At 67.3% G+C, this 26685-nt stretch carries 23 protein-coding genes; 6 read left to right on the forward strand and 17 right to left on the reverse strand.

Going from position 1 to position 26685, the window contains the following annotated elements:
• Nucleotides 1-11: 11 nt before the first annotated feature.
• From OSB52_RS16530 to OSB52_RS16545, 4 genes are read right to left on the reverse strand one after another with little or no spacing between them, the layout of a single operon-like run.
• Nucleotides 12-1094 (reverse strand): ABC transporter substrate-binding protein, encoded by a 1083-nt coding sequence (locus tag OSB52_RS16530; RefSeq protein ID WP_235721809.1) that lies wholly within the window; start codon nt 1092-1094, stop codon nt 12-14.
• A 38-nt stretch (nt 1095-1132) separates the two neighbouring features.
• Nucleotides 1133-1930 (reverse strand): ABC transporter permease, encoded by a 798-nt coding sequence (locus OSB52_RS16535; RefSeq protein ID WP_266062755.1) that lies wholly within the window; start codon nt 1928-1930, stop codon nt 1133-1135.
• Nucleotides 1927-2703 (reverse strand): ABC transporter permease, encoded by a 777-nt coding sequence (locus OSB52_RS16540; RefSeq protein ID WP_235721807.1) that lies wholly within the window; start codon nt 2701-2703, stop codon nt 1927-1929. The genes OSB52_RS16535 and OSB52_RS16540 overlap by 4 nt, the downstream gene beginning before the upstream one ends.
• On the reverse strand, nt 2696-3532 hold the full coding sequence (locus OSB52_RS16545) for an ABC transporter ATP-binding protein (RefSeq protein ID WP_266062756.1): 837 nt from the start codon (nt 3530-3532) through the stop codon (nt 2696-2698). Before OSB52_RS16545 ends, OSB52_RS16540 begins: the two co-directional genes overlap by 8 nt.
• Before the next feature lie 172 nt (nt 3533-3704).
• Between OSB52_RS16545 and OSB52_RS16550 the strand changes: the two genes are divergently transcribed.
• Nucleotides 3705-5342, forward strand: a complete 1638-nt coding sequence (locus tag OSB52_RS16550; protein ID WP_266062757.1) for an acyl-CoA synthetase — start codon at nt 3705-3707, stop codon at nt 5340-5342.
• A 15-nt stretch (nt 5343-5357) separates the two neighbouring features.
• On the opposite strand, the gene OSB52_RS16555 is transcribed toward OSB52_RS16550, so the two are convergent.
• Nucleotides 5358-6665: a DNA polymerase III subunit delta' gene (locus tag OSB52_RS16555; RefSeq protein WP_266062759.1), complete on the reverse strand. Its 1308-nt coding sequence runs from the start codon at nt 6663-6665 to the stop codon at nt 5358-5360.
• A gap of 171 nt (nt 6666-6836) precedes the next feature.
• Here OSB52_RS16555 and OSB52_RS16560 point away from each other — a divergent pair, with 171 nt between their 5' ends.
• Nucleotides 6837-8294 (forward strand): adenylate/guanylate cyclase domain-containing protein, encoded by a 1458-nt coding sequence (locus OSB52_RS16560; protein ID WP_235722004.1) that lies wholly within the window; start codon nt 6837-6839, stop codon nt 8292-8294.
• A 218-nt stretch (nt 8295-8512) separates the two neighbouring features.
• On the opposite strand, the gene topA is transcribed toward OSB52_RS16560, so the two are convergent.
• The 3 genes from topA to OSB52_RS16575 all read right to left on the reverse strand — a co-directional run bounded on the left by topA (nt 8513) and on the right by OSB52_RS16575 (nt 12684).
• The gene (gene topA, locus OSB52_RS16565) at nt 8513-11515 is read right to left on the reverse strand and encodes a type I DNA topoisomerase (protein ID WP_266062760.1); all 3003 of its coding nucleotides are present in this window, start codon (nt 11513-11515) and stop codon (nt 8513-8515) included.
• 218 nt (nt 11516-11733) lie between these two features.
• Nucleotides 11734-12318 carry a hypothetical protein gene (locus OSB52_RS16570; RefSeq protein ID WP_266062761.1) on the reverse strand — a complete coding sequence of 195 codons (585 nt, stop codon included), beginning with the start codon at nt 12316-12318 and terminating at the stop codon, nt 11734-11736.
• Nucleotides 12319-12480: 162 nt separating this feature from the next.
• Nucleotides 12481-12684: a cold-shock protein gene (locus OSB52_RS16575; protein WP_004022110.1), complete on the reverse strand. Its 204-nt coding sequence runs from the start codon at nt 12682-12684 to the stop codon at nt 12481-12483.
• Between the two features lie 335 nt (nt 12685-13019).
• On the opposite strand from OSB52_RS16575, the gene sftH reads away from it, so the two are divergent.
• Together sftH and OSB52_RS16585 are read left to right on the forward strand one after the other, a co-directional pair.
• Nucleotides 13020-15383, forward strand: a complete 2364-nt coding sequence (gene sftH / locus OSB52_RS16580; RefSeq protein WP_266062762.1) for a DEAD/DEAH box helicase — start codon at nt 13020-13022, stop codon at nt 15381-15383.
• On the forward strand, nt 15376-15921 hold the full coding sequence (locus tag OSB52_RS16585; RefSeq protein WP_266062763.1) for a hypothetical protein: 546 nt from the start codon (nt 15376-15378) through the stop codon (nt 15919-15921). Before sftH ends, OSB52_RS16585 begins: the two co-directional genes overlap by 8 nt.
• Nucleotides 15922-15943: 22 nt before the next feature.
• On the opposite strand, the gene OSB52_RS16590 is transcribed toward OSB52_RS16585, so the two are convergent.
• The 8 genes from OSB52_RS16590 to OSB52_RS16625 form a co-directional block, all read right to left on the reverse strand.
• A complete protein-coding gene (locus tag OSB52_RS16590) occupies nt 15944-16300 on the reverse strand; it encodes an Rv3654c family TadE-like protein (RefSeq protein ID WP_266062764.1) in 357 nt (118 codons plus the stop codon).
• Nucleotides 16281-16724 (reverse strand): TadE family type IV pilus minor pilin, encoded by a 444-nt coding sequence (locus OSB52_RS16595; RefSeq protein ID WP_308203676.1) that lies wholly within the window; start codon nt 16722-16724, stop codon nt 16281-16283. Before OSB52_RS16595 ends, OSB52_RS16590 begins: the two co-directional genes overlap by 20 nt.
• A gap of 16 nt (nt 16725-16740) precedes the next feature.
• Nucleotides 16741-16959 carry a DUF4244 domain-containing protein gene (locus OSB52_RS16600; protein WP_266062765.1) on the reverse strand — a complete coding sequence of 73 codons (219 nt, stop codon included), beginning with the start codon at nt 16957-16959 and terminating at the stop codon, nt 16741-16743.
• Between the two features lie 138 nt (nt 16960-17097).
• Complete coding sequence (locus tag OSB52_RS16605) at nt 17098-17769, reverse strand: type II secretion system F family protein (protein WP_266062766.1); 672 nt, start codon at nt 17767-17769, stop codon at nt 17098-17100.
• Complete coding sequence (locus OSB52_RS16610) at nt 17724-18536, reverse strand: type II secretion system F family protein (protein WP_266062767.1); 813 nt, start codon at nt 18534-18536, stop codon at nt 17724-17726. The genes OSB52_RS16605 and OSB52_RS16610 overlap by 46 nt, the downstream gene beginning before the upstream one ends.
• On the reverse strand, nt 18533-19702 hold the full coding sequence (locus OSB52_RS16615) for a TadA family conjugal transfer-associated ATPase (RefSeq protein ID WP_266062768.1): 1170 nt from the start codon (nt 19700-19702) through the stop codon (nt 18533-18535). Before OSB52_RS16615 ends, OSB52_RS16610 begins: the two co-directional genes overlap by 4 nt.
• Nucleotides 19699-20760, reverse strand: a complete 1062-nt coding sequence (gene ssd, locus OSB52_RS16620; RefSeq protein ID WP_266062769.1) for a septum site-determining protein Ssd — start codon at nt 20758-20760, stop codon at nt 19699-19701. Before ssd ends, OSB52_RS16615 begins: the two co-directional genes overlap by 4 nt.
• A gap of 90 nt (nt 20761-20850) precedes the next feature.
• The gene (locus tag OSB52_RS16625; protein WP_372474950.1) at nt 20851-21795 is read right to left on the reverse strand and encodes an esterase/lipase family protein; all 945 of its coding nucleotides are present in this window, start codon (nt 21793-21795) and stop codon (nt 20851-20853) included.
• A 357-nt stretch (nt 21796-22152) separates the two neighbouring features.
• Between OSB52_RS16625 and OSB52_RS16630 the strand changes: the two genes are divergently transcribed.
• On the forward strand, nt 22153-23037 hold the full coding sequence (locus tag OSB52_RS16630; protein ID WP_266062770.1) for an HAD family hydrolase: 885 nt from the start codon (nt 22153-22155) through the stop codon (nt 23035-23037).
• Between the two features lie 654 nt (nt 23038-23691).
• On the opposite strand, the gene OSB52_RS16635 is transcribed toward OSB52_RS16630, so the two are convergent.
• Nucleotides 23692-24447: a Fic family protein gene (locus tag OSB52_RS16635; protein WP_235721999.1), complete on the reverse strand. Its 756-nt coding sequence runs from the start codon at nt 24445-24447 to the stop codon at nt 23692-23694.
• A gap of 196 nt (nt 24448-24643) precedes the next feature.
• Here OSB52_RS16635 and acs point away from each other — a divergent pair, with 196 nt between their 5' ends.
• Nucleotides 24644-26596: an acetate--CoA ligase gene (gene acs / locus OSB52_RS16640; RefSeq protein WP_266062771.1), complete on the forward strand. Its 1953-nt coding sequence runs from the start codon at nt 24644-24646 to the stop codon at nt 26594-26596.
• Nucleotides 26597-26685 lie beyond the last annotated feature (89 nt).

The following is a 26685-nucleotide window of genomic DNA, read 5'->3' on the forward strand; positions in this document are numbered from 1 at the left end:
GCCGGGTTACCTCAGCGCTTGAGGTCCGGGTTCTCCGCGTAGACCTCCTCGATCAGCGACATGTCGAAGATCTGCTCGGGCTTGATGGAATAGCCGGCCTTCTCCAGCGCGATGATGTTCTCCTCGATCAGGGCATCGGTCATCGTCAGCAAACCGTTGGCGTCGGTGTCCGGTGACACGACCAGACCGTTCTGGGCGATGGCCTCCTTGGTCTGTTCGCCTTCCTCGAGCCCGAGGTCGGCACCGTACTTGGTCACGGCCAGACGCGCCGAGCCGGCCGGGTCGGCGACGGCGTCGTACCAACCCTGGATATCGGCCTTCAGGAACGCCTTCACCTTGTCGCGCTCGTTGTCGATGGTCTCCTGGCGCACCACCAACGTCTCGGCGACGAGCGGCAGGTTGAAGTCGGCGAACAGGAAGTTGGCGTTGGGGAATCCGCTGGCCTCCAACGTGATCGGCTCGTTGGTGACGTAGCTGACCCATCCGTCGACGTCGCCGGTGGTCAGCGGCGTCGGATCGTACTGCACGGTGATCTTCTGCACGTCGGACTCGGTCATGCCGTTGGCGGTGAGCAACGCCGCGAAGACGTTCTCATTGGACGCCTGCACCCCGATCTTTTTGCCCTTCATCTCCTCCGGCGACAGGATCGGGCTCTCCGCCGACGACACGATGCAGAATGGGTTCTTCTGGAAGGTTGCCGCCACGGTCATCAATGCCGCCCCCTGCAGAATGACCGGCGCCGTCAATTGTGGCGCGGTCATGCCGATCCACACCTTGTTCGACGTCAGCCCGGTCTCCACACCGGTACCGGCCCCGCCACCGGTCAACAACTCCGGTGTCCCGAGCCCTTCGGCCTCGTAGTAACCGTTCTCCAATGCCCAGTATTCGCCGGCGAATTCGATGTTCTTCTGCCACGACAGCTGTACCTTCGGATTCATCGACGATGCACCTGAACCGCCGGAGTCGCTGCTGCCGCTACTGCAGGCGGCCAACACCCCGGTGGCGCCGAGCGCACCGATCGCACCGCCGGCAGTGAGCGAGTACCGCAGAAACGACCGCCGGTCGAAGGTGGCGCGTGACGACGTGTTGCTCATGTGTTCCCTTTCCGATGTCCCCCCGGTTGATCCGGAGATCACTTCTGTTCCATACCCATTCGGGTGAGTACCACGGTCTCGGCAACGCCGACGATCGCGTAGATGATGATCGAGGCGACCGTGATGACCAACACCGACGCCCATAGTTCGTCATAGGCGGCGGCGGGCAGCGCCTGCTGCAGCGTGGCACCCAGCCCCTTGTTGGTGCCCAGCCATTCGGCGACTGTCGCCCCGACGATCGCTCCGGGCACCGAAACCTTTGCGGCACTGAACAACGACGGCACCGCTGCCGGTATGGCAGCCATCCGCAGTGCGGTCGCCGACGATCCGCCATACACCGTGATCACATCGTTGATCTGTCGCGGCGCATTCGCCAGCCCGGTCATGATCATCACCAGAGCCGGGAAGAACACCACGATGCCGCCCATCACCGCGACCACCGCGACACCGCGTCCCACGATCAACGTGATCAACGGGGTCATCGCCACCAACGGCACCGAACGCAGCAGCATGGCGATCGGCATGAACGTCTGCGCGGCGGGCCGCGACAGCACGAACAGCGCCGCGGTCGCGATGGCCGCGCTCATCCCGACGACGAAGCCGATCGCCGCGTCGGTCAACGTGATCCACAGGTTGTCGAGGATCTCCGCACGCGCCGCAGCAGCATCAGGCGCGGTGAAGAGGTACTCGAACACATCCACCGGGGTGCGGCCGATGATGGGGCCGATATCGGGGAACGCGAGCAGAAACAGCCACCAGATGACCAGGATCAGCACAAACGACAACAACAACGATCCGAGGAAGCGGCCGATGCTCCACAGTCCGGTTGCCGTCACCGCAGGACCGCCAGACCGGCCGACCACCGCGTCGCGAACCGCGCCACCACGCTGATCGCCGCATAGGCGATGCCCGCGATCGCACCGCTGATCAGCGCGATCGCCCATACCGCGGGAATGTCGCCGCGCTGTTGGGCGACGATCATCGCCGGGCCCGCCCCGGTGTCGGGCATCGCCAGGAATTCGCCGAGCACCGCACCCAGCACGGCGGCAGGTGCCGCGATCTTCACCGCCGCAAGGGTGTTGGGCACTGCCGCGACCGACCGGACTCGCCACAGCTGGGTGGCGCGTCCCCCGCCGTACACCTTCACCAGGTCCAGGCTGCTCTGATGGGGTGAGCGCAGTCCGGTCAGCGTGCCGATCATCGTCGTGAAGAACACGGAGATCGCCGCGAGGAAGACGATCATCGTCTGCACCTCGGCGAAGGCGACCTGAATGATCGGCGCCACCGCGATGATCGGGGTGCAATACGAGATGATCGCGAGCTGCGTCGCCAAGCCTTCGATCGGCGGGATCAGCACCACCAGGACAGCGAGGCCGATGGCCAAGCCATTGCCCCACAGGAACCCTCGCGCGGCGAGCTCGACGGTCGACGAGAAGTTGTCGACATAGAACGCGGCGCCGGTGTCGACGATCGTCGAGATGACCTCGCCCGGTGTGGGTATCGTGCCGCTGAACCAGTCCAGCGCACCGGCGATCCACCACAGCGCGATCAACCCGAGCAGGCCGAGCAGCCCGGCGTACCAACGGTTGGCACTCCCGAGATCAGCCACGTGTGGCCTCGGCGGTCGCTCGCCTGCCGTCGTCGGCTCCGCCGAACAGCAAACCCGACAGATGATCGTGTATTTCGTGGAACTCGGGGGTGCGCATCATTTCCGGAACCCGCGGGCGTGGCAGGTCGATCGAGACCATCTCCACCACTTTGCCGGGGCGCGGGCTCATCACCGCCACCTCGTCGGACAGGAACACGGCTTCGGCGATGCCGTGGGTGACCATCAGCGTGGTCGCCGGTTTCTCGGTCCAGATCCGCAGCAGTTCGACGTTGAGTCGCTGCCGGGTCATGTCGTCGAGCGCACCGAACGGTTCGTCGAGCAGCAGCGCGGTGGGTTTGACGACCAACGCGCGGGCAATCGAGACACGTTGGCGCATGCCACCGGACAGGGTCGCCGGCTTGGACTTCTCGAAGCCCGACAGTCCGACGAGCTCGATGAGGTCGGCCACGAGGTCGTCGTCCACCGACATCCGGCCCACCTGCAGCGGCAGCTTGATGTTGGCCTCCACCGACCGCCACGGCAACAATGCCGAATCCTGGAAGGCGATACCCAACTCGTGGTTGCGTTGCAGGTCGGTTGGCGACTGACCGTTCATCAACGCGGTGCCCGCAGTCGGTTCCTCGAGCCCGGCCAGAATCCGCAGCACGGTCGACTTGCCGCACCCCGACGGCCCGAGCAGCGACAGGAACGAGCCCTCCGGCGTCGCGATCGACACATCGTCGAGCGCAGTCACCGTCGAGCTGCCCCGCAGGGCGCGTGTCGAGAAGGTCTTCGTCAGCCCGGAGATATCGATGCCGGTTCCCGGCGGCCGTGACGCGGCAGCACTCATGCAGCGAGACGTTAGGAGCCGGGTGTTGCTGGCTGATTACCGCTGAATTATCACTGTCCGCTTTCGGCTCGGTTCGCTGGGAGGGGGAATCTGATCACACCGGGTGTCAGACCCCTTAGAGTGTCATCCAGAGCACGTGGTGTGTGACACAGACAACGGGAGGCCGCCGAGCATGGCATCGATCCGCGATCATCTTCAGACCTTGACCGACACGGTCGGCGCGGTGCGCGTGCTGCAACGATCCGGCGCACTCGACCTCACCAAACCGCGCGAACTGGCGACCGCGGTCAAACGCAGCAAGACGCTCGGCGCGCCGGCGACGATCATCCTGCACGGCGCAGAAGAGCACCCCGACGCGCCGGCGCTGACCGACGAACGCGGCACACTCATCTTCGGTGAGCTCAACGACAACGCGAAGGCGCTGGCCAATGAACTCCTCGCGATCGGGCTCACCCCAGGCAGCGTCATCGGCGTGCTTGCCCGCGATCATCGCGGACTGCTCACTGTGCTGGCCGCCTCGGGTTTCGCAGGTGTGCGACTGGCGATGATGAACACCGGGTTCGGCAAGACCCAGTTCGCCGAGGTCGCCGAACGCGAAAACGTCCAGGTGATGTTCTACGACGAAGAGTTCATCGACCTGCTCGACGGTCTGCCCGACAGCCTCCCGCGCTATCTGACCTGGGTCGACGGCGACCGGCCGATCCCCGAAGGGGTTCGCACACTCGACGCCGTCGTGGACGGCGGCAACACCTCCATGCCACCCGAACCCGACGATGTCGGTGGGTTGGTCATCCTGACCAGCGGAACCACCGGACTCCCCAAAGGTGCCCAGCGCGGCCGATTCTCACCGTTCACCAGCGCCCTGCTACTCGACCGCATCCCGATCCCGCAGAACGGCACCGCGGTCATCGTCTCGCCGATTTTCCATTCCACCGGCTTCGCGGTGTGGGGGGTGGCGACCGCGCTGGGCAACAAGACTGTGGTGATGCGTCGCTTCGACGCCGAGAAGACCCTTGCCGCCATCGCCGACAACCGGGCCGAGGTGCTGGTGGCGGTGCCGACCATGCTGCACCGGATGGTGGCGCTGGGACCCGAAGTCATCAAGTCCTACGACCTCTCGTCGCTGAAGGTTATCGTCGTCGCGGGTTCGGCGCTGTCGCCGACGCTGTCGGAAGCCGTCCAGGATGCCTTCGGCGATGTCCTTTACAACATGTACGGCTCCACCGAGGTCGCGATCGCATCGGTTGCGACGCCGAGTGAGCTGCGGCAGGCGCCCGGAACCGTCGGCCGTGCACCGGTGAGCAGCCATCTCGCGCTCTACGACGACAACGATCAGCGGATCACCGCGTCCAACGTGCGCGGCCGGCTGTTCGTGAAGAACGGCGCGCCGTTCGAGGGCTACACCGACGGGCGCAACAAGCAGGTCATCGACGGTTACATGTCGACCGGTGACATGGCGCGGTTCGACGACAACGGCCTGATGTTCATCGAGGGTCGCGACGACGACATGATCGTGTCCGGCGGCGAGAACGTCTACCCGCTCGAGGTGGAGAACCTACTCGCCGAGCATCCCGATGTCGCCGACGTCGCGGTGGTGGGCGTCGAGGACGACGAGTTCGGAACCCGCCTGCGCGCGTTCATCGTTCGCGCCGAGGGCGCCGACCCACAGATCGACGATCTGAAGCTGCACGTGAAGTCGAATCTGGCGCGATACAAGGTGCCGCGCGACGTCGTGTTCATCGAAGAGCTCCCCCGCAACGCCACCGGCAAGCTGGTCCGCCGGAAACTGCCGACGGGACCGCTCGCCTGAGTGACCGGGCCCACATCAGCGGCCGGCGTCGACCCGACGCCGGTCGTTGAGTGCGAGTCCGATCGTCGCGACCATCGCGTCGACCGCGAACTTCGGTTTCACGTTGACGTCGAGTGCGGTCCGGCAGTCCAGCACGGCCTCCACACAGCGCAGCAGCTGCTCCGGTGCCGCATAACCGGCCATCGGTACCGCGATGTCGTCGGTCTTGTCCGGATGCATCGCGGCAACCTGCGCACCCACCGAGATGACCAGCGCATCCCGGAACAGTGCCGCCAGATCGACGAGAGCGCGGTCGAGCATGTCGCGCTGAACCCGGGTGGAGCGCGACTTCTGGCGTTTCTCCAACTCTTTGAGCGCACCGGCGGTACCCCGCGGAGGACGGGCGGTGCCCTTGCCGGTGCCGCCGGCGCCCAGCGCGGTCTTCATCTCCTCGGTCTCGGACTCGTCGAGTTCGGCACTGATCGCCTTGGCCGCATCCTCGGCCGAACGCACCAACGCCTCGGCCGCCGCATACGCGGTCGAATCGCGGGCGGCCGCTCGGGCCAGGCCCAACGCCTTCTCGCGCTGTGCACGCGCTTCGTCGTCTGTGGCCAGACGCCTGGCGCGGCCCACGTGGCCGCCGCACACCCCCGCCGCCCACGCGGCGCGCTGCGGATCAATGCCGTCGCGATCGATCAGCACCCGCTCGATGTCGGCGACCGCCGGCGTGCCCAACGCGATGTGCCGGCACCGCGACCGCAGCGTCACCGAGATGTCGTCGGGGTCGACCGACGGCGCGCACAGCAGGAACACCGTCCGCGAGGGCGGCTCCTCGACCGCCTTGAGCAGCGCGTTGGCGGCTTGCTCGGTGAGTCGGTCGGCATCCTCGACGATCACGATCTGCCAGCGTCCGGTCCCGGGCCGCCGGGCGGCCGCCTGGACCACGTCCCGGGCCTCGAGCACCGACAGGCTCAGGCCCTGCGGAACCACGTGGCGCACGTCGGCGTGTGTCTGCGCCATCACCGTCACACAGGCACGACATTCGCCGCAGCCCACATCACCGACGTCGGGCGACTGGCACTGCAGGGCCGCGGCGAAACAGGTCGCTGCCACCGACCGTCCGCTGCCAGGCGGCCCGGTGAACAGCCACGCGTGCGTCATCGAGGCCCGCACGGCCCCGGCCATCGTGTCGCCGTTGGGGTCGTCGGACGGCGCGAACATGGAAACAGCCCCGGCATCGCCCTCGTCAAGACGCGCCGCCACCCCGCGGGCAGCCCGGGCAGCAGACCGCAGTTCGTCGGCAATCGGTGCCTGGCCGATCATCCGGTCGAAGACATTTGTCACAGTGCCAGCGTAATGCGCAGTTCAGACACGTCCCCGAGACCCACGCGTGTTTAACAACTGCAAGCAGCCCGCTACCTTTGAAGCGTGATCAAACGTCGGTCTCGGTGGTCAAAGGGCCTGCATCTGGCCCGTTGGCTGGTGCATACCCCGTGGCCGATCCTTGCGCTGGACATGCTGCGCGCAAACGTCGTCGGCGCCCTGTTCACCTTTGCGTTCCTCCGGTTCGGGATGCCACTGGAGGATTCCTACAGCCTCGACGAGATCACCGCGCTCAATCAGGTGATCTTCGCGATCTACCTGGTGGTCGCGATGTTGGTGGGTGGGTTCCTCAGCATCCAGCTGTCCTTGCCGGTGTTGATCTGGCATCGGCGGCGCACCCGCCTGGACAACGCGAACGCGCGGCGCCGGGCGCTGAAGCTGCCGTATGTGCTGTCGGTGGTCAACCTCGGGCTGTGGACGGTCGGCGGCGTGCTGTTCACGATGGTGAACTTCTCCGTCTCGCACAAGAATGCGTTCATCGTGGCGATGGCCAGCGCGGTCGGCGCGCTGGTGACCTGTGTGCTCTCCTACCTGCAGGCCGAGAAGGTGCTGCGACCCATCACCGTCGCGGCGATGGCCAACGAACCCGACGCGGCCGTGGCCCCGAGCGTGACCGCCCGCATCGCGGTGTTCTGGGTGGTCAGCGTGGTCGCACCGCTGGCGGTCATCATCGGTCTGATCATCCTGCAGCGTCTGGGCTGGATCGAGACGGACCCGGAGGGACTGCAGCGCCCCATCCTCTGGATGTCGGGCGCGGCGCTGGCGTTCAGCGTCATCGCCATCGTGCGGGTGGTGGCGGCCATCAACGACCCGATCAAGCAGCTACGCAAGGCGCAGAGCGAGGTCTCGGCCGGCAATCTGAACGTCGCCGTCAAGATCTACGACGGCAGCGACCTGGGACTGTTGCAGGCCGGCTTCAACGACATGGTGTCGGATCTGCGGGAGCGCCAGGAGCTGCGCAACCTGTTCGGCCGCTACGTCGGCGAGGATGTGGCCCGCCGCGCAATCGAGACCGGAACCGAACTCGGCGGCGAGGAACGCTACGTCGGCGTGCTGTTCGTCGACATCGTCGGGTCGACGCGGCTCGCGGTCAACCGGCCGCCGCGAGAAGTGGTCAACCTGCTCAACGAGTTCTTCCGGGTGGTGGTCGCCGTGGTGGGTCGCCACGGAGGCTTCGTCAACAAATTCCAGGGTGATGCGGCGCTCGCCATCTTCGGCGCACCACTGGATCTCGACGACTTCGCGGGTCGCGCGCTGGCATCGGCACGCGAACTGCGCACCGAGCTCTATCGCACGCTCGGCGACACCGACATCGGTATCGGGGTGTCGGCCGGTAAGGCCATCGCCGGCCACATCGGTTCCGAGCAGCGGCTGGAGTACACGGTGATCGGCGACCCGGTGAACGAGGCGGCGCGACTGACCGAGCTCGCCAAGGACGAACCCACCCGGGTACTCGGGTCCGCGCGCGCGGTGTTCCTGGCCTCGCAGACCGAAGCCGAACACTGGGATATCGGTGAGGGTGTGGAGCTGCGTGGACGCGGGATAGAGACCCTGCTCGCGCGGCCGCTGTTGGAGCCGGTGGACATCTGACGGGCGCGGAGGGGGTCCGTGTGGGGTCTCGATACGCTCCTCGCCTAGCGGCTCGGAGCTACTCGACCACCGACTGGTGGCGCCACCCGGCGGCGCAGTGGACCGACGGATTTCGTCGCCCCGCCGCTGATCGAGTAGCCGCGAACGGAGTGAGTCGGCGTATCGAGATCCTCGGATCGAGTAGCGTGCGAGCCGTTAGGCGAGCAGGCGTATCGAGATCAGTCCGCCGACTTCTTCGCCGTACTCTTCTTTGCCGCAGTCTTTTTCGCGGTTGCCTTCTTGGCCGCAGTCTTTTTGGCGGTCTTCTTGGCCGGAGCCTTCTTGGCGGCCTTCTTCGCCGACTTCTTGGCCGGCCCACGGGCACGACGATCCGCCAACAACTCCATCGCCCGTTCCGGCGTGATGGAGTCGACCTCGTCCCCCTTACGCAGGCTGGCATTGGTTTCGCCGTCGGTCACGTACGGTCCGAAGCGGCCGTCCTTGATGACCATCGGCTTGTCCGACACCGAGTCGTTCTTGCCGAGTTCACGCAGCGGCGGCGCGGCCGCCTGCCGACCCCGTCGCTTGGGTTCGGAGTAGATCTTGAGCGCCTCTTCCAGGGTGATGCCGAAGATCTGGTCCTCACTGGTCAGCGACCGAGAGTCGGTGCCCTTCTTCAGGTATGGGCCGTAGCGACCGTTCTGCGCGGTGATCTCGTCACCGGATTCCGGGTCCACACCGACGACACGCGGCAAAGACAACAGCTTGAGCGCATCATCGAGGGTGACCGTCGAGATGTCCATCGACTTGAACAGCGACCCGGTACGCGGCTTCGGGCCGGCCTTCTTCGCTGCCTTCTTGGCCGTCTTCTTGGCGGTCTTGGCCGCGGTCTTGGTCGCCCCACCCGACGTGTCGTCGAGCGGCACAACGTCTCCGTCGCCACCGGCAGAGCCGCCGGCCCCACCATCGCGTGGCGTCGGACCCGCGGGGACCGTGGCTGGAGCCTTGCCGTCGTCGTCACCGTCGTCATCCGACGGCAGGATCTCGGTCACATACGGACCGAAACGTCCTTCCTTGGCGACGATCTCGTTTCCGGTGAGCGGATCGTTGCCCAGCGACCGACCCTCCTGCGGAGTGGCGAACAGCTTCTCCGCGACCGCCAGGGTCAACTCGTCGGGCGTGATGTCGGCCGGGAGGTTGGCGCGCTTGAGATCCGGTTCGGCATCCGGCCCCGCGACGTTGCGCTCGAGATAGGGTCCGTATCGGCCGACACGCACGAAGACCGGCCGGCCCTCTTCGTCGTCGAACAAGCGGATCGAATTGACCTCGCGGGCATCGATCTCTTCGAGATTCACACCGACGAGCTTCTTGAGGCCACCGTACTTGGCGACCTCCGACTTGACCGTCTCCGACTCTGCTTCGGTGTCGCCGAAATAGAAGTCGGTCAGCCAGCTGGTGCGGTTGGCCTGGCCGGCGGCGATCTGGTCCAGGTCGTCCTCGAGGGTGGCGGTGAAGTCGTAATCCACCAGACTCTCGAAGTAGGCCTCCAGGAGGCCGACAACGGCGAACGCGATCCACGACGGGACCAGCGCGTTGCCCTTCTTCACCACGTAGCCGCGGTCTTGAATGGTGCCGATGATCGACGCATAGGTCGATGGACGTCCGATGCCGAGCTCCTCGAGCACCTTCACCAACGACGCCTCGGTGAACCGCGCCGGCGGATTGGTGGAGTGACCGTCGGCGTCGAGCTCGGTTGCCGTCAGCGCCTGCCCCTCGGTGAGGTTGGGCAGCCGGTTCTCGGCGTCGTCGGCCTGACCACCGGCGAGTTCGTCGACGGTCTCGACGTAGGCCGAGAGGAAACCGGGGAAGGTGATGGTGCGTCCCGACGCGGCGAAGGTACAGCGTTCGCCGGAGGTGGCGGTGCCGGTGATCCGCAGGCTCATCGTGGTGCCTTTGGCGTCGGCCATCTGCGAGGCGACGGTGCGCTGCCAGATCAGCTCGTAGAGCCGGAACTCGTCGGCCTCGAGTTGCCCACCGACCTGTCCGGGCGTGCGGAATGTCTCGCCGGCCGGGCGGATCGCCTCATGGGCTTCCTGCGCGTTCTTGACCTTGCGGTTGTACTGCCGCGGTGTCGGATGGACGAACGACTCGCCGTACAGCTCCCGCGCCTGGCTGCGCGCGGCGTTGATGGCCGACTCGCTCAACGACGTCGAGTCAGTACGCATGTAGGTGATGTAGCCGTTCTCGTAGAGCCGCTGCGCGATGCGCATGGTGCGGTCCGACGAGAAGCGCAGCTTGCGGCCGGCCTCCTGCTGCAGCGTCGAGGTCATGAACGGGGCGTACGGACGCCGGGTGTACGGCTTCTCCTCCACCGACGTCACCGTCATATCGGCACCGTCGAGGGCGGTAGCCAGGCTCGTGGCGCGCTCACCGTCGAGCACGAGCACGCCGTCGGCCTTCTTGAGCGCTCCGCGCGCATCGAAATCGCGGCCGGTGGCGACCTTGGCGTCATCGACCGACACCAGCCGCGACGTGAACGTGCGCGGCGTCGACGAACTCTCCGCACCGACGTCCATGGTCGCCGCGATGTCCCAGTACTCGGCGGAGACAAAGGCCATCCGCTCGCGTTCACGGTCGACGATGATGCGGGTGGCCACCGACTGCACGCGGCCCGCCGACAGCTTCGGCATGACCTTCTTCCACAGCACCGGCGACACCTCATAGCCGTAGAGCCGGTCGAGGATGCGTCGGGTCTCCTGGGCGTCGACGAGGTCGATGTCGAGGTCGCGGGGGTTTTCGGCCGCTGCCCGGATGGCCGACTCGGTGATCTCGTGGAACACCATCCGCTTGACCGGGATCTTCGGCTTGAGCGTCTCCAGCAGATGCCAGGCGATCGCCTCCCCCTCGCGGTCACCGTCGGTGGCGAGGTAGAGCTCGTCGACATCCTTCATCAGAGACTTGAGTTCGGTGACCGTCGACTTCTTGTCGGCCGAGACCACGTAGAGCGGCTCGAAGTTGTCGTCGACGTTGACACCGAGACGCGCCCAGGGTTGGCCCTTGTACTTGGCGGGGACGTCGGCGGCGCCGCGCGGCAGGTCCCGGATGTGGCCGCGGGAGGACTCCACGACATAGTTCGCTCCCAGGTACCCCGCGATCTTGCGGGCCTTTGTCGGCGACTCGACGATGACCAGTCGTCGGGTCGAGCTCCCCTTGGTGGGAGTTGCGGTGCTGGAATCGGCCACCGGGCGTCCTTTACTTCGCATTCGCTGATGTCGTCCGCGCCAACGGCCTCGTCACACGCACGACACTCGATCAGGTTTGTACCTTATATATAGCGTCGTCTGCACACTCGGATTCCCGTCGGCAAACCCCCAGTGTGGCAAATTACGCCGCTGCGGCCACATAGTGCCTGGTCAGAGGAATTTGCGAGGAATTTTGCGGCCTCGGTGGGTCGGCGGCATCACAGACCGTCGACATGCGGCCAATGCACGGCGGCATCGGGCACCGCAGGGGGTTCGCCGATGTACTCCAAGAGGTGACCGAGTCGCCTTTTGCCGGCGATGCGCAGCGCGTGCGACAGCCCCCGGCCGACCAGGGTGGGGGCCACGCCGACCCGCATCAGGGCGGTCGCGAGCGCGGGATGCGTGTCGGGCGCGTGGCTGTCGAGACCCAGCATGAATCGGTCGCCGTCGCGTTCGCCGGCGGCGAGGGTCCACAGCCGCAGGGCACGCGGTGACGGCACCCAGCCCGACGGCATCGCCTTGACCGCACCCGACGACCACCGGCGATGCAGGTCGTCGAGATCGTGGCAGGGTTGTGTCCGCGCGATCGGATTGCCCTCATCGGAGATCACGACCTCGGCATCCACCCCGGTCGCGGTCATCTCCTCGACGAGCGCGTCGGCGCGCCAGCGTTGCGCCACCACGACCGAGATCCGCGTACCGCCGTCGGATCGAACCGCTTGTCCGTGCGCGGCGAGCAGACCCGACAGATCCTCGTACGCGGGTTGGTCGATCTGCGCGGAGAAGAACGACAACTGGCCCACACACCGAGATTACTGCCTGACCGGCCGCGTGCAGCGTCACGCATCGCGTCGGACACGGATCACCACGGGTGGGCCAAGGCCACAAAAGAGTCGCTCCCGGCCACCGTGATGGTGACCGGGAGCGACTTCGCTCAAGCTTTCGCAGCTTGCAGGAGGTGACTCCTAGACGGCGCGGACGCCAGTGGCCTGCGGGCCCTTGGTTCCCTGGCCGACCTCGAACTCGACCCGCTGGTTCTCCTCGAGGGTGCGGAATCCCGAGCCCTGGATCTCGGAGTAGTGGACGAACACGTCATCGGACCCCTCGTCAGGCGCGATGAAGCCGAAGCCCTTTTCCGCGTTGAACCACTTCACAGTTCCCTGTGCCATTACTGCAATCCTTTACATACATTCCAACAGACGCGACACGATGGGTCTCGTGTCGTGGCCGGTCCCGACCGCCATACCTCGATAGTTCCCCACGGAAGAATCCCCGAAAACCTGCCTCAGTACCACGGTCACAACACGATCTCGGGAGATCACCGGGGTCCCGGCGGCTCACGAAAGCTGCGACCGCCCATAAGTCAATCACGTTCACGGCGCGCGCGATAGTCACCCCGATCAACCAGATTCCAAACCTGCCGATTTTCGCGGTCCCGACATCCGTCGGTAACATGGGAGATCCGTGTCGAACCGCGACACTGCACAATCGAACTCTCCAGGCAATGCACACTCCCACATTCGGGTCCGAGCTGCTCAGACGCAGTATCGCCGGCACCGACCCGTCCACCTCTCCGGTCACGCACATGTCGGTGATCGGCTCGCGCGCAGCCACTTTCGCCGACTGGCCGGAGTGGGTTCCAGCCGATCTCGTGGCCGCATTCGGGGCCGACGGAATCGATAAACCGTGGGTGCATCAGGTGACGACTGCCGAGCACGCATTTCAGGGAAAACACGTGGCCTTGTGCACCGGTACGGCCTCCGGGAAATCGTTGGCGTATCAACTACCCATTGTGACCACGCTGTTGAAGGATCCGAATGCGACAGCGTTGTATCTTTCACCGACCAAGGCTCTCGGTGCCGACCAGATCCGTTCGGTCACATCACTGCTCAGCGCGGCCGGCGACAGTCGTCGCGGAGCGGCGGCAGGTGTTCGACGCCAGTTCACACATCTGCAACCATGCGCCTACGACGGTGACACCGACGTCGAGCTACGCCAGTGGGCGCGTGCACACTCCCGCTGGATCTTCACCAACCCGGACATGCTGCACATCGGCATCTTGTCCGGTCACGCGCGATGGCGACACTTCTTTCGGCACCTGCGCTACATCGTCGTCGACGAGGCTCACCATTACCGCGGGGTGTTCGGCTCGCACACCGCGTTGGTCCTGCGTCGACTCCTGCGGATCGCGCGCTCGGCCGGTGGCGATCCGGTGGTCATCGCGACCAGCGCGACCATGGCCGGCCCGGCCGAGGCGTTGACACGGCTCATCGGCGAACCCGCCGCCGCGGTGACCGAGGACGCCTCACCGCGCGGCGAGCGGACAGTTGCGCTGTGGGAGCCGGATTTTCTGCCCGCGGTGACGGGTGAGAACGGCGCACCCATCCGACGTTCGGCCGGTTCCGAATCGGCCCGACTGCTCGCGGATTTCGTTGTCGAGGGAGCGCGGACGCTGTGTTTTCAACGCAGCCGACGCGGCGTCGAGCTGACCGCACGACAGGCCCGGCATCTGCTGGCACAGACCGCTCCTGAGCTCGTCGACCGGGTGGCCGCCTACCGCGCCGGGTATCTCGCCGACGATCGGCGGCGACTCGAACGGGCCATCTCCGATGGTGAGCTGGTGGGGGTGGCCACCACGAACGCGCTGGAGTTGGGCGTTGACATCAGCGGTTTGGATGCGGTGATCGTGGGTGGTTATCCGGGCACCGTTGCGTCCTTCTGGCAGCAAGCCGGACGCGCTGGGCGCCAACGCACTTCCGGAGACTCACTGGTGGTGCTGGTGGCCCGCGACGACCCCCTCGACACCTACCTCGTGCACCATCCCGACGCCTTGCTCGGGCGACCGGTCGAGGCAACCGTCACCGATCCCGCCAATCCGTACATTCTCAAACCCCACCTGCTGTGCGCTGCTGCCGAACTCCCACTGCGCGAGGAAGAGATCACCGCCTGGGACGCCACCGACGCGGTGGCCGAACTGACTGCCGAGGGAAAACTCAAGAGACGCAAGGCCGGGTGGTATCTCGCCGCGGGCATCGAGCCGCATGCCGACATCGACATCCGCGGCGGCATCGGTGGTCAGGTGCTGATCGTCGACACCACCACCTCACAACTGTTGGGCACCGTCGACTCCGGTCGCGCGATGTTGACGGTGCATCCCGGCGCCCTGCACATCCATCAGGGTGAGTCATTTGTGGTCGACGAACTCGATCTGGACGACGGTCTGGCGCTGGCACATCCCGAGGAGCCGGACTGGACCACGTCGGCTCGCGAACTCACCGACATCTCCATCACCAACGTGGTGGACCGTCGTGACTGCGGGGATCTCGCCGTCTCCCTCGTGGAGGTGGACGTGACCCATCAGGTGGTGGGGTATCTGCGCACGCTGCTGTCCGGTGAGGTGCTCGATGCGGTGGAACTCGACATGCCCGCCCAGACGCTGAGCACTCGCGCCGTGATGTACACGCTGACCCCGGAGTCGCTGGAGGACGCCGGGGTGACCATCGGCGATTTCCCGGGCGCGCTGCATGCGGCCGAACATGCCGCCATCGGCTTGTTGCCGCTGGTCGCCTCCTGCGATCGGTGGGACATCGGCGGCCTGTCGACCAACCAGCACCCCGACACCGGCCTGCCGACCGTGTTCGTCTACGACGGATACATGGGTGGTGCCGGTTTCGCCGATCGCGGCTTCGCCACCTTCGACACCTGGATCGCCGCCACCCGTGACGCGGTTGCGAGCTGCCGATGCGAGAGCGGCTGTCCGTCGTGTGTGCAGTCCCCCAAGTGCGGCAACGGTAACGATCCGCTCGACAAAGATGGCGCGATCAAGGTGCTGACGCTGTTGTGTCGGCGATACTCGAAGGATGACTGACGATCGCGCAGGCGGACGCGAACATGCGGCCCGCACGATCACCTCCGTGCGCCCGGCGTGGTTCTTGTTGGCACGTCCGACCCAGAATGTCGACGAACTGCCCGCCACCATCGGCGAACGCGACGTGTTCTTCGACGACGAGACCGCGATGGACGCTCTCGATCTGCATTACGCGTGGTGTGCGGCCCAGCGCGGTGGGTACCACGCGACGGTGGTCCGCAGCGCACATTGGTATCTGCAGAGCGCGATGATCGGGCCCCAGGTGGACCCGGGACTCGGCGATGTCTTTCTCGCACTCGCCGACGGCTCCGGTGGCCGCCGCGCGGTCGGCGGCGGCTTCCTCGCCGAGGGTGAACTCATTCACTGGACCTCGTTCGTGCGGGCCACGACCCGCTTCATGCCCGACGCCCCAGCCGTTCCCGCCTTCGAACTGGCACACCTCGGTGACGACAACGTCGACTTCGGCCACATCTGGTTCGCGCCACTGCAGTCGCGTCGGGTGCATCCGCAGCGGATCGTGATCCCCGAAGAGCACTGATCGTGCACCGGCGGGTGCACGATCAGGGCCCGGCGCGCGCCGACGCCACGGCCTGCCGAACCCCGAACGGCCCCAGACGCACCGGCACCGCAACGGTGAGCACCACATCGACACCGTCGACCTCGCACCGCGTGACCCGTCCGCCGACGCGCTGTGCCTCGGCGATCTCGGTGGCGGCCGAGCACGGATCCGGTGCGGCCAGCACGTGCTGCTGTGCAGCGGCGAGCGCCGCCAGATCCGCGGCCGACTGCGCGCGATGACGCGCCACCACTGCCCCACCGACGTAGAGCATCGCGACGGCCACCGCGGCCAGCGCCGCGACCGCGAAAGCACCCAGCAGCGTTGCGAAACCGCGGTCGTCAGCCCACCAGCGCATCATGGTGCCCACGGCCCTCGGGCATGGCCCCGAACTGCGTCACGCCGGGCTGCGTGACGCCGTCCTCCGCTCCGTGCGGCTCCTTCGCTGCGACCGCCCGTGCAGACAGCTCCATCAGGGGTAGCAGCGGCACGTTGTCGCGTACCTCGGCGATGACCTGTGTGCCACTGTCGCGCAGGGAGACCCGCGCGTCCTCGCCGGCGATGGAGACCGCCGTCGAGAGCGCCGAGGTATCGCCGATCGCGGCCAACCTGGCCGCCTCCCGCGCCGCGTCGGTGCACCGGATCTGCGCACCCGCCGCCGCCACCACGCCGACACCGATCACCACGGCGGAGACGATCGCAGCGATCGCATATGCACCCTCGACCGTGACCATGCCGCGATCATCGGCGATCACCGACCGGATCGCGATGATGATCCGTCGCACCGTGTACACAGTGACCTCAGCCGACCGACGTGTTGAGCGCTTTGCCGATGATGCCGGTCAGGCCGCTGACGATGTTGTCGCCGGTGACCACCGTGTAGAGAATCGCTCCGAATGCCGCCGCAGCAATAGTCCCGATCGCGTACTCGGCGGTACTCATGCCCTCGTCGTCGGTGATCAGCCGCAGCACCTCCGCGGAAAGACGCTCGGCAGGTCGGCGAAACATGTTGTCGGTCATCAGGTTGCCCCCTCCTGGGACGCCGGGTGCGTCCTCTCGTTCTTTGGACGCACCAGAGCCCGATTTGGATCCATCGGAATGGGACAAATCCCGGGGACCACCCGGCCCGGTGACGAGAACAGCTGCGCCACCGCCTCATCACCCACCCAGGACGGAGCCGGCGAGACCGAGGACCACGGGCACAATGCCCAGGCACACGAACGCCGGCAGAAAACACAGCCCCAAGGGGGCACTGATCGCGACACCGGCTCGCTCGGTGGCCGCAGTGGCCTGGTCGTGGGCGTCGCGGCGCACACCGTCGGCGAGTTCGGTCAATCCGCCGGCCAGCGACGACCCGGCTCGCGCCGAGCGCCGCGCCAGGGTGGCCAAAGCGTCGAAATGTTCCGAGGTGGTTTCCCCCGGACCTGGCGCGCCCTTGGTGGTATCGGTCCCCGGCACAGGTCGACTGCGGCGCCAGGCATGGTCGGCATCGGCCCCGAGAGCCAGCAGTTCGGCGGTCACCGACAGCGGTCGCGCCAGGCCCGGGGGCGCCGAATCGGCGACAACCGCCGCAGCTGCTCCGACCGGAAGACCGGCACGCAGGCACACCGCGAAGAGGTCCAGGGACGCGGCGACCCCGAACGGGTCATCGCGAGCATCACTCGCCCGGACCGGCCGCGCGGCGGGTTGCTGCCCGGCGACCCGCCGCAACGCCCAGTCCGGACCAGGCCAGCACCAGACCGCGGCAGCCACGAACAGGGTGGAGATCAGCGCGGCGGCGACGCTCAACGTCGGGCCGCCCGTTCGGTGATGCGCTGTGCCCACACCCATCCGGCCATCGAGAGGGCCGTGCCGACGATCAGCAGGGCGCCGCCGGGGCCTCCTCCCAACAGCACCGCCAGCGGGTTCGCCCCCATCAGCTGTCCGAGGAGCACACCGATCACCGGCAAGCCTGCGAGTACCGCAGCGGTCGCTCGCGGGCCGGCCAGGCCGGCGTGGGTGCGGGCCGCGAACTGCCGACGCTCGAGCACGTCCGACCGCACCGATTCCAACAGCTCGATCATCGGTAGACCGTGTCGATCAGCCAAGTGCCACGCCACCGCGACTCGGCGCCACGACGCGGCATCACCCCGATCCGGGTGACCGGCGGCCGCGGTGTCGAGGACGTCGCCGCCCAGCTCCGCCCGCCCGGACATCGCGGCCAACCCGTCGGCCACCGCCCCCGAAACTCCCTCTGCCGAACGCAGTTCGCCCGCCGCGGCCGTGCACGCACGGGCCGGCGGCGCGCCCACCGACAGTTCGGCGATCATCACCGACAACGCCAGCAGCAGAGCGGCGATCTCACCGTCGCGACGCCGAACCCGCCTGGTGCGCTGCCACTGCCAGATGAGACCGGCTGCGACCACGGCCGACGACACTCCGGCCGGGACACCGGCGAGAACGGTCAGCACCAGCGGCAGTGCGCACACCAGCACTGCGGGCGTCGGCATCGGCGAACGCCTGCGCGCAGCGTCCCGGAGACGGTGCAACCGGGACTCGGTGCCGGTGACCGGCCACCACACGACCCCCAGCGCGACCGCCAAGTACAGCGCGGTCACCGCGATCGGCTGCCGATGAGCTCGTCAAGCCGTCCGGCGGACTCGCCGAATCCACCGGCACGGGTCCACACCGGACGAATGCGGACCAGACCGTCGTCGCCTGGCGCCACCATCCCGATCTCGACGAGTCCGCGGCTACCGCCCGGTGTGCGTGCGACGCCGAGGACCACCTGGACCGCGGCCGCGAGCTGACTGTGCAACGCGGCGCGGGCCATCCCGCCGAGCGCGGCGAGCGCCTCCATCCGCGCCGGCACCTCGGCGGTGGAGTTCGCGTGCAGCGTGCCCGCGCATCCGTCGTGTCCGGTGTTCAACGCGGTCAGCAGGTCGATGACCTCGGCGCCGCGCACCTCACCGACCACGATCCGGTCCGGCCGCATCCGCAGTGCCTGCCGAACCAGGGCCCGCACCGGTACCTCGCCGACGCCTTCGACGTTCGCGGTCCGGGCGACCAGCCGCACGATGTGCGGATGCGGCGGGTCCAGTTCCAGCGCGTCCTCCACACAGAGAATGCGCTCGGTGTGCGCCATCTCGCCGATCAGCGACCCCAGCAGGGTGGTCTTACCCGATCCGGTGCCGCCGACGATCAGGAAGGCCAGGCGTGCGGCGAGGATGTCACGCAGGAGTCGAACCGTGTCGTCGGGGATCGCGCCGAGCGAAACGAGTTCGTCGAAGTCGCGGGTGGCGGTGCGCAGTACGCGCAATGAGATGCAGGTGCCGTCGTGCGCGACCGGCGGGATCACCGCGTGCAGACGCACGGTGTGTCCGCGTCGGCCGACGCCGACGAGCTGCCCGTCCACCCATGGTTGGGCATCGTCGAGTCGTTTTCCGGCGTTGAGCGCCAACCGGCCGGCGAGACGACGCACCGCGTCCTCACTATCGAAGCGGATCTCAGTGCGCTGCAAGCCGTGGCCGCGGTCGATCCAGACGTTATCCGGGCCGGCGACCAGGATGTCGGCGACATCAGGATCGACCAGGAGTTGCTCCAGACGCCCGGCCCCGATCAGCTCGGTCTGCAGAAATCGCAGAGCGGCAAGGAGATCGGTGTCGCCGAGCATGCCCCGCGACTCGGCGCGGATCGCGTCGGCGATGACGTCGGGCGTCGGGTCGGCCGCGTCGGCGGCCAACCGGTCGCGCACCCGGTCGAGCAGCTCGTCGTGTGCGGTCATGCGGCCACCCGCGCCACGCGGTCGGCGGCACGATGGACCGCGCGGGCGGCGCGTCCGAGGGGGCTGCGAGGCGTGATCCGCAATCTGCCGGCATCCATCCGCCCCGGCAACCCCGGGTCCGCGCGATACGCGGCGACCAAGGGCAACCCGACGGTGGCGGCGACCTGTGTAGCCCGCAGACCCGACGGCGCCGGTCCCCGCACGGCCAGTTCGGCCCACACCCCGTGACGCTGCACCCGGGTCGCGACGTGGCGCGTCGATGCCGCGCCGGGCACGGAGGCGGTGGTGACCACCACGACCAGGTCGACGGTGTCGAGCACCGCATCGGTCACCGGCCCACCCGCCCGCGGGAGGTCGACGATGACCGTGTCCCCGTCCGCTCGGCCGGCATCGAGCGCGGCCAGCACCGGCTCGACGGCGACCGGCACCGCGCTGTCCGGTCGGGGCGCGAGCACCGAGAGCCGGTCGTCGACGTGGGGTAGCGCTTCGTGTAATGCGCTGGCACGCATAGCTCCTGCCGTGACGGTCAGATCCTGCCACCGCAGCCCGGCACAACTCTCGATGCCCAACGCGAGGTCGATACCCGCGCCGAGATCGTCGACATCGAGCAGCAGTACCCGCGGTGCCAGCTCTGTCGCCGCCAGCGCGACGGCCGCGGCAAGGGTGGTGGCACCTGCCCCACCGTGTCCACCGATCACGGCGATGGCGGCCGCGGGCGCGGCGGGCGGAGCCCGGAAATCGGTGAGCAGCCCCACCAAGGTGGATTCCTCGGCCGGCAGGGACACCGCGTATTCGGCACCGAGGTTCATCGCCGCACGCCAGGTCTGCGCCGGCGGCTCGCCGGAGGTGACCATCACGATCCCGTCGCGCCGCGGCAGCGCCAGGCCGCTGAGCTCCTCGACGGAACGACCGTCCACCGCGATCGCGCTGGCTCGCAACCATTCTCGACGACACTCCGACGTCGACCCGGGCAGGATGCGGTAGCCGGCGGCGGCTGCGCACCGGGCGACCTCGTCGTGCAGGTCGGCGCCCACCAGGGTGAGGAGTTCATCGGTCACCCCGACATCGTCACCGACGACTACGCGACCCAGATCCGATCACCCGGGAAGCGAGAAGATCTGTGGATACGTTGCCGGCCTGTGGATTGGTCAACCGGTGAACGGCGGCACGTACTCACACGGCACCCGAACCGGATGCGCGGGGTCGAGCGCATTGAGCACCATGTAGGCGGTGCGGCGCGACCCCGCGATCGCCAGGTGATCGCTGTGGTCCTGTTCGCAGCCGTCCTGCACGACGATGTTGCGGACGCTCTCGCCGGAGCGGCCCGGTACCTGGCCGCTGGTGTAGGGCACCACGAACTCGTCGTAGCGGGTGGAGATGTTCGTGTAGTCCACACCCGCGACATACGGGCTGCCGCCACTCCAGATCGCCCGGTTCATCGGCGATCCCGCCGCCATCTGACCGCAGGCCGCGCAGATCGGCAGATCCGCACCCTGCAGCAGCTGCCGGGTGATCTCGGTGAACGGAATACCGTCGAACGAGCCACGCCACAGCGGCGCCAACGAGACGTACCTGGTGACCTTCGACGCCCCGCCGAGTCGTTTGAGGTAGTAAGCCGGCATGTACGTGCCTTGCGAATGGCCGACGAGATCGACGGTCTGGGCGCCGGTCGCAGCGAGGACTCGGTCGACGAACCGGGACAATTGCGCTGCGCTCGGCTCCATCCGGGTCATGCCGCCGATCGCCGACACCGGCCAGGGCGATCCGGGAATCGCCCCGTAGGTGAGGGCATACACGCAGTACCCGCGGTTGGCCAGCAACGCGACGTAGGCACCCCAGTTGGTCTGCTGCGAACCACCGGTGCCGTGCACCAGCACCACCGGCCGCGGGTGCTGTGGTGTGGGCCGACAGTCGAAGTCATTCGATCCGGGCAACGATCCGCCTGGATGAGCCAGCTCAGGAGGGATACCGGCGAAGAAGCTGTAGGTCTCGGGCAGCGGCCGCTCGGGGGCGGCCGAGGCTGCGCCGACCCCGACCATCGCCACCGCACATGTCGCCACCAATACCGCGACCAGCACCGCGTACCGGTTCATTCGTTTCGTGGACACCTCGACTACCACCCCCGCGTCAGCACCTGCGGGAGAACCTAGCAACTGCTTGGTCAAGTGTCCCGGTTTTGGCAGATCGCCGGGTAACGGGCCCTAGATAGAGGACGACCCCGGCCAGGGGGGGAGGAGGCCGGGGTCATCGCGTTTCAGCCCCGGGGGGTCGGGCTGAAAGGCACCGGTATCAACCGGTTAAGGCCGACTATACACATCGGATTTCGGCCTGTGCAACTAGAAACAACCGGCCGGCGAGGTCACATTTCAATATCGCTGCCTGCGCTTTCACGCTGCAACGACGTTGCATCGACACTGGCCGGGGTCTCGATCGGGCCGTAGCCTGAACCGGTGACGGACACCTCGTCGGCAAGCACTCCCCAGGCCCGATCGGCCCATGCCGTCCTCCCCACACGTCGTAGCGCAGCGTTCTTCGATCTGGACAAGACGGTGATCGCCACATCCAGCGTGCTCGCCTTCACGCGCCCCTTTTTCGCCGCGGGACTGATCGACCGCCGCTCGGTGATCCGATCCGGCTGGGCCCAGTTGCTGTTCCTGATGACCGCGGCCGACCACACGCAGATCGATCGGCTGCGTCGTCACGTCACCGACATGTGCCGCGGGTGGGATGTCGCGCAGGTGCGCGCCGTCGTCGCCGAGACCCTGCACGAGGTGGTCCACCCGCTGGTGTTCGACGAGGCGGCCGAGTTGATCGCCACCCACCGCGCACGCGGCGACGATGTGGTGCTGGTGTCGGCGTCGGGGCGCGAGATGGTGGAGCCGATCGGCGCGATGCTCGGTGTCGACCATGTCGCCGCCAGCGAGATGGAGGTCGTGGAGGGCCATTACACCGGGGAGATCGAGGTCTACCTCTACGGCGCGGCGAAGACCACGGCGATGATCGCACTCGCCGAGCAGCACGACTACGACCTCTCCACCTGCTACGCGTACTCCGACTCGATCACCGATGTCCCGATGCTCACGGCGGTCGGTCACCCCTTCGTGGTGAATCCCGACCGACACCTGCGACGGCACGCCCGGGACGCCGGCTGGCCGATCCTGACGTTCTCCCGACCGGCGTCCCGCCGTTCGCGACAGTTGCCGGCGCGGCTCCGGACGGTCGTCGGATCGCCGCTGGCGGCGGTCGCGCTGGCCGTAGGTGCCGCGGTCGCGACGGCACGCTTGGCGGGATTCGCGTCGCGACGACACCCGGGTCGGCCGACCGACGTGGTGTGAGAAGGCCACCACGACACCATCGGATATTGGTCCGAAAGACCCTTGATGTGATGGCGGTCACGGTGTACAAAAGGTTTTACGGAATCTCGGAAGGCAAAGTTCGCTCCGGAAGAGAAGGAACGGACCCCCACGCCGAGCACTTCCCAGCACGGGCGGCAAGCACCCACGCGGAGCGCGCCGCATAAGGCAAAAGCGTTGTGCGCCTGCGACATCGTAGGTCGACACGGGCAAGCCGGTGACCACCAACGGGCCGTAGACCGGGACACGAAGGATCCCTGTCGAGCCGGACGAATCGATCCGATCGAGGCGAACCGAGAGGTTCATCAGACGGAAAGAATCGATCCGAGTAAGCTCGATCCAATTGCACGGCACCGTCATTCACACGTGGTTCACACCGGGGCGCACCGATCGGCACTCCTTCCCTCGCCGAGGCGGTACCACAACCCACCAAGCACGCTTGGTAACTTGGGTCCGTGCTACGCGGGCGGCAGCCCGACCGGTTCTCCGGTCGGCCGGCCGCCCGCAGTGCGTTGTGGGGGAACGTTGTGTCACTACCCGGGTCCAGTTCCTCCCACCCGAAATCCGTTCCACCGCGCTGCATTCCGGGCGGACGAACGCAAATGCAGGGAACAACGCTCCGGCGAGAGCGAAACCTCAGCCGGCGCGAGCGGCGTCGGCGATGGATCGGGCCTCACCCGCGCCTGCTTCGAGCGCCTCGCAGCACAGCACGATCCAGGCGCCCACGCCCTCCGGGTCGCCCTCGGCAAAGCGGGTCGACAACGCCCGATACTCATCGGCACGCCGCAGCCAGGTCACCTCCGGGACACCGAGGTTGTGCGGGTCCAACCCCGTCGAGGTGCACACCAGACGCGATGCGGCCCGCGCCACCACACCGTTGGCCGACGGAAAAGCGGCCAGCCCCAACAACTCTCCGTGTACGACTGCGGCCAGAACCGGCGCGGGGACCGCGGTGGCCCCGGTCACCAGTTGGCCGAGCAGATCCAGCCGGGCCGCGACGCCCGGTGCCGCGCTGGGTCGGCCGAGCTCGTCCGGTTCGTCGACGAGGCCGGCGGCGGCGAGCATGTGCAGGCGGGCGAAGGCCTGGGCGGGCGCCCGACGGAAGACGGCGGTGAGTTGCTCGAGAGCGTCACCGTCGAGGGCCTGGGCCACTCGCATCGCCCCCGCCAGCACCGGGTCGTCGAAGTCACCGTCGCGTCGCAGCTCCACACTGCCACCGTCGATGGCCGCAGACGATCGACCCGCGCGCCACGAGGCCTCGGTGGCGGTCTTGTCCCAACCACGCAGATTCGCCGGGTGTCGATGGACGGCACTGAGCGCGTCACGTGCGCGATCGGCCGACTCGACGACACCGGGTAACTCCAACAGCGGTGCCAGTGGGTCAGCTGCCAACGGATCCGAACTCACGCCTTCCCACCATAATGAGGGTGCCGCTCGTCGCGTCCACCGGACCATTCGTCGCGGATGTGCGCTGGTCCGGCCGATCGGCACCTGCAACGAGATTCCAACGTGACTACCCTCACAATCAGAAACCGGCATGACCGCACGTCACGCCAATGTCGTCGAGAGTGAAAGGCACACCTGACCGATGTCTCCCGCCACCACTTCGTCTGCGCAGGGCTACCCGCCGTCGAAGGAGTTCGCCGCCCAGGCCAATGCCACTGCCGAGATGTATGACCGCGCCGACGCGGATCGTCTGGAGTTCTGGGCCGAGCAGGCCCGCCGCCTGGACTGGGACACCGATTTCGATCAGGTGCTGGACTGGTCGGGGGCGCCGTTCGCGAAGTGGTTCGTCGGCGGCACACTCAACGTCGCGGTCAACTGTGTGGACCGTCACGTCGCCGCGGGCAAGGGTGAGCGCGTCGCCATCCACTGGGTCGGCGAACCGGGCGACTCCCGCGACCTCACCTACGCCCAGCTGCAGGACGAGGTGTCCAAGGCCGCCAACTACTTCTCCGCGATCGGGTTGGTCGCCGGTGACCGCGTCGCGATCTACATGCCGATGGTGCCCGAGGCGTTGATCTCGATGCTGGCCTGCGCCCGCCTCGGCCTGACACATTCGGTGGTCTTCGCCGGATTCTCCGCCGGCGCACTACGCAGTCGCGTCGACGACGCCGAGGCCAAACTGGTGATCACCACCGACGGCCAGTACCGCCGCGGCAAGCCCGCCCCACTCAAGGCCGCCGTCGACGAGGCACTCGGTTCCGGCGACGACGCCGCGAAGTCCGTCGAGAAGGTGCTCGTGGTGCGCCGCACCAACCACGACGAGAACCTGCCCTGGGTCGACGGTCGCGACGTCTGGTGGGAGGACACCGTCGACGAACAGTCGGCCACCCACTCCCCCGAAGCGTTTGACGCCGAACACCCGCTGTTTTTGCTCTACACCTCCGGCACCACCGGCAAACCCAAGGGCATCGTGCACTCGTCGGGCGGCTACCTCACCCAGGCGTCCTACACCTTCCACAACGTGTTCGACCACAAAGAAGGCCGCGACGTGTTCTGGTGCGGCGCGGACATCGGCTGGGTGACCGGACACTCCTATCTCGTCTACGGGCCACTGTCCAACGGCGCGACCGAGGTCGTCTACGAGGGAACTCCCAACTCCCCCAACGAACATCGCCACTTCGAGATCATCGAGAAGTACGGCGTCACCATCTACTACATCGCGCCCACGCTGATCCGCACCTTCATGAAGTGGGGCCGCGAGATCCCCGACGCCCACGACCTGTCCTCGGTGCGGCTGCTCGGGTCCGTCGGCGAGCCGATCAACCCCGAGGCCTGGAAGTGGTATCGCGAAGTCATCGGCGGTGACACCGCACCCATCGTGGACACCTGGTGGCAGACCGAGACCGGCGCCATCATGATCTCACCGCTGCCCGGCGTGACCGAGGTCAAACCCGGCTCGGCGATGAAACCACTACCCGGCATCAGCGCCAACATCGTCGACGACCAGGGCAACCCGGTCAGCCACGGCGAGCAGGGCTACCTGGTACTCGATCAGCCGTGGCCGTCGATGCTGCGCGGCATCTGGGGTGACGAGGACCGCTTCCGCGAGACCTACTGGTCGCGCTTCGCCGAGCAGGGGTGGTACTTCGCCGGCGACGGCGCCCGCTACGACGACGACGGCGCACTCTGGGTCCTCGGCCGCGTCGACGACGTCATGAACATCTCCGGGCACCGCATCTCCACCGCCGAAGTCGAAAGCGCACTCGTCGGACACGCCGGGGTCGCCGAGGCCGCCGTCATCGGCGCCGCCGACGAGACCACCGGCCAGGGCATCGTCGCCTTCGTCATCCTGCGTGAAGGCGTGGAGAACACCGGCGAGGCATTGGTCAAGGAATTGCGCGAACAGGTGTCGATCGAGATCTCCCCCATCGCCAAACCCCGCGAGATCAACGTCGTCCCCGAACTGCCCAAGACCCGCTCCGGCAAGATCATGCGACGCCTCCTCAAAGACGTCGCCGAAGGCCGCGAACTCGGCGACACCTCCACACTCGTCGACCCCTCGGTCTTCGAAGCCATCCGGCAAAAGCGCGCATAGTCAGGCGTCCCGGCGGCGACCCAAGGCACCCAAGCCGCCGCACGGCGCCGCACCCAAGGCACCCAAGCCGCCGCACGGCGGTCGAGTGG

The sequence above is a fragment of the Gordonia aquimaris genome, from assembly GCF_026262595.1.
In the GTDB taxonomy this organism is placed as follows: Bacteria; Actinomycetota; Actinomycetes; order Mycobacteriales; family Mycobacteriaceae; genus Gordonia; species Gordonia tangerina.

Excerpts from the sequence above, each read along its gene's own strand:
- OSB52_RS16615 (WP_266062768.1), bottom strand. The coding sequence starts at position 19,702 with ATGACCGCACACGACGAGCTGCTCGACCGGGTGCGCGACCGGTTGGCC.
- OSB52_RS16530 (WP_235721809.1), bottom strand. The coding sequence starts at position 1,094 with ATGAGCAACACGTCGTCACGCGCCACCTTCGACCGGCGGTCGTTTCTG.
- OSB52_RS16560 (WP_235722004.1), top strand. The coding sequence starts at position 6,837 with ATGCTGCGCGCAAACGTCGTCGGCGCCCTGTTCACCTTTGCGTTCCTC.
- OSB52_RS16605 (WP_266062766.1), bottom strand. The coding sequence starts at position 17,769 with ATGGGTGTGGGCACAGCGCATCACCGAACGGGCGGCCCGACGTTGAGC.
- OSB52_RS16545 (WP_266062756.1), bottom strand. The coding sequence starts at position 3,532 with ATGAGTGCTGCCGCGTCACGGCCGCCGGGAACCGGCATCGATATCTCC.
- OSB52_RS16575 (WP_004022110.1), bottom strand. The coding sequence starts at position 12,684 with ATGGCACAGGGAACTGTGAAGTGGTTCAACGCGGAAAAGGGCTTCGGC.
- OSB52_RS16600 (WP_266062765.1), bottom strand. The coding sequence starts at position 16,959 with ATGACCGACAACATGTTTCGCCGACCTGCCGAGCGTCTTTCCGCGGAG.
- OSB52_RS16585 (WP_266062763.1), top strand. The coding sequence starts at position 15,376 with ATGACTGACGATCGCGCAGGCGGACGCGAACATGCGGCCCGCACGATC.
- OSB52_RS16550 (WP_266062757.1), top strand. The coding sequence starts at position 3,705 with ATGGCATCGATCCGCGATCATCTTCAGACCTTGACCGACACGGTCGGC.
- OSB52_RS16590 (WP_266062764.1), bottom strand. The coding sequence starts at position 16,300 with ATGATGCGCTGGTGGGCTGACGACCGCGGTTTCGCAACGCTGCTGGGT.
- acs (WP_266062771.1), top strand. The coding sequence starts at position 24,644 with ATGTCTCCCGCCACCACTTCGTCTGCGCAGGGCTACCCGCCGTCGAAG.
- OSB52_RS16625 (WP_372474950.1), bottom strand. The coding sequence starts at position 21,795 with ATGAACCGGTACGCGGTGCTGGTCGCGGTATTGGTGGCGACATGTGCG.
- sftH (WP_266062762.1), top strand. The coding sequence starts at position 13,020 with ATGCACACTCCCACATTCGGGTCCGAGCTGCTCAGACGCAGTATCGCC.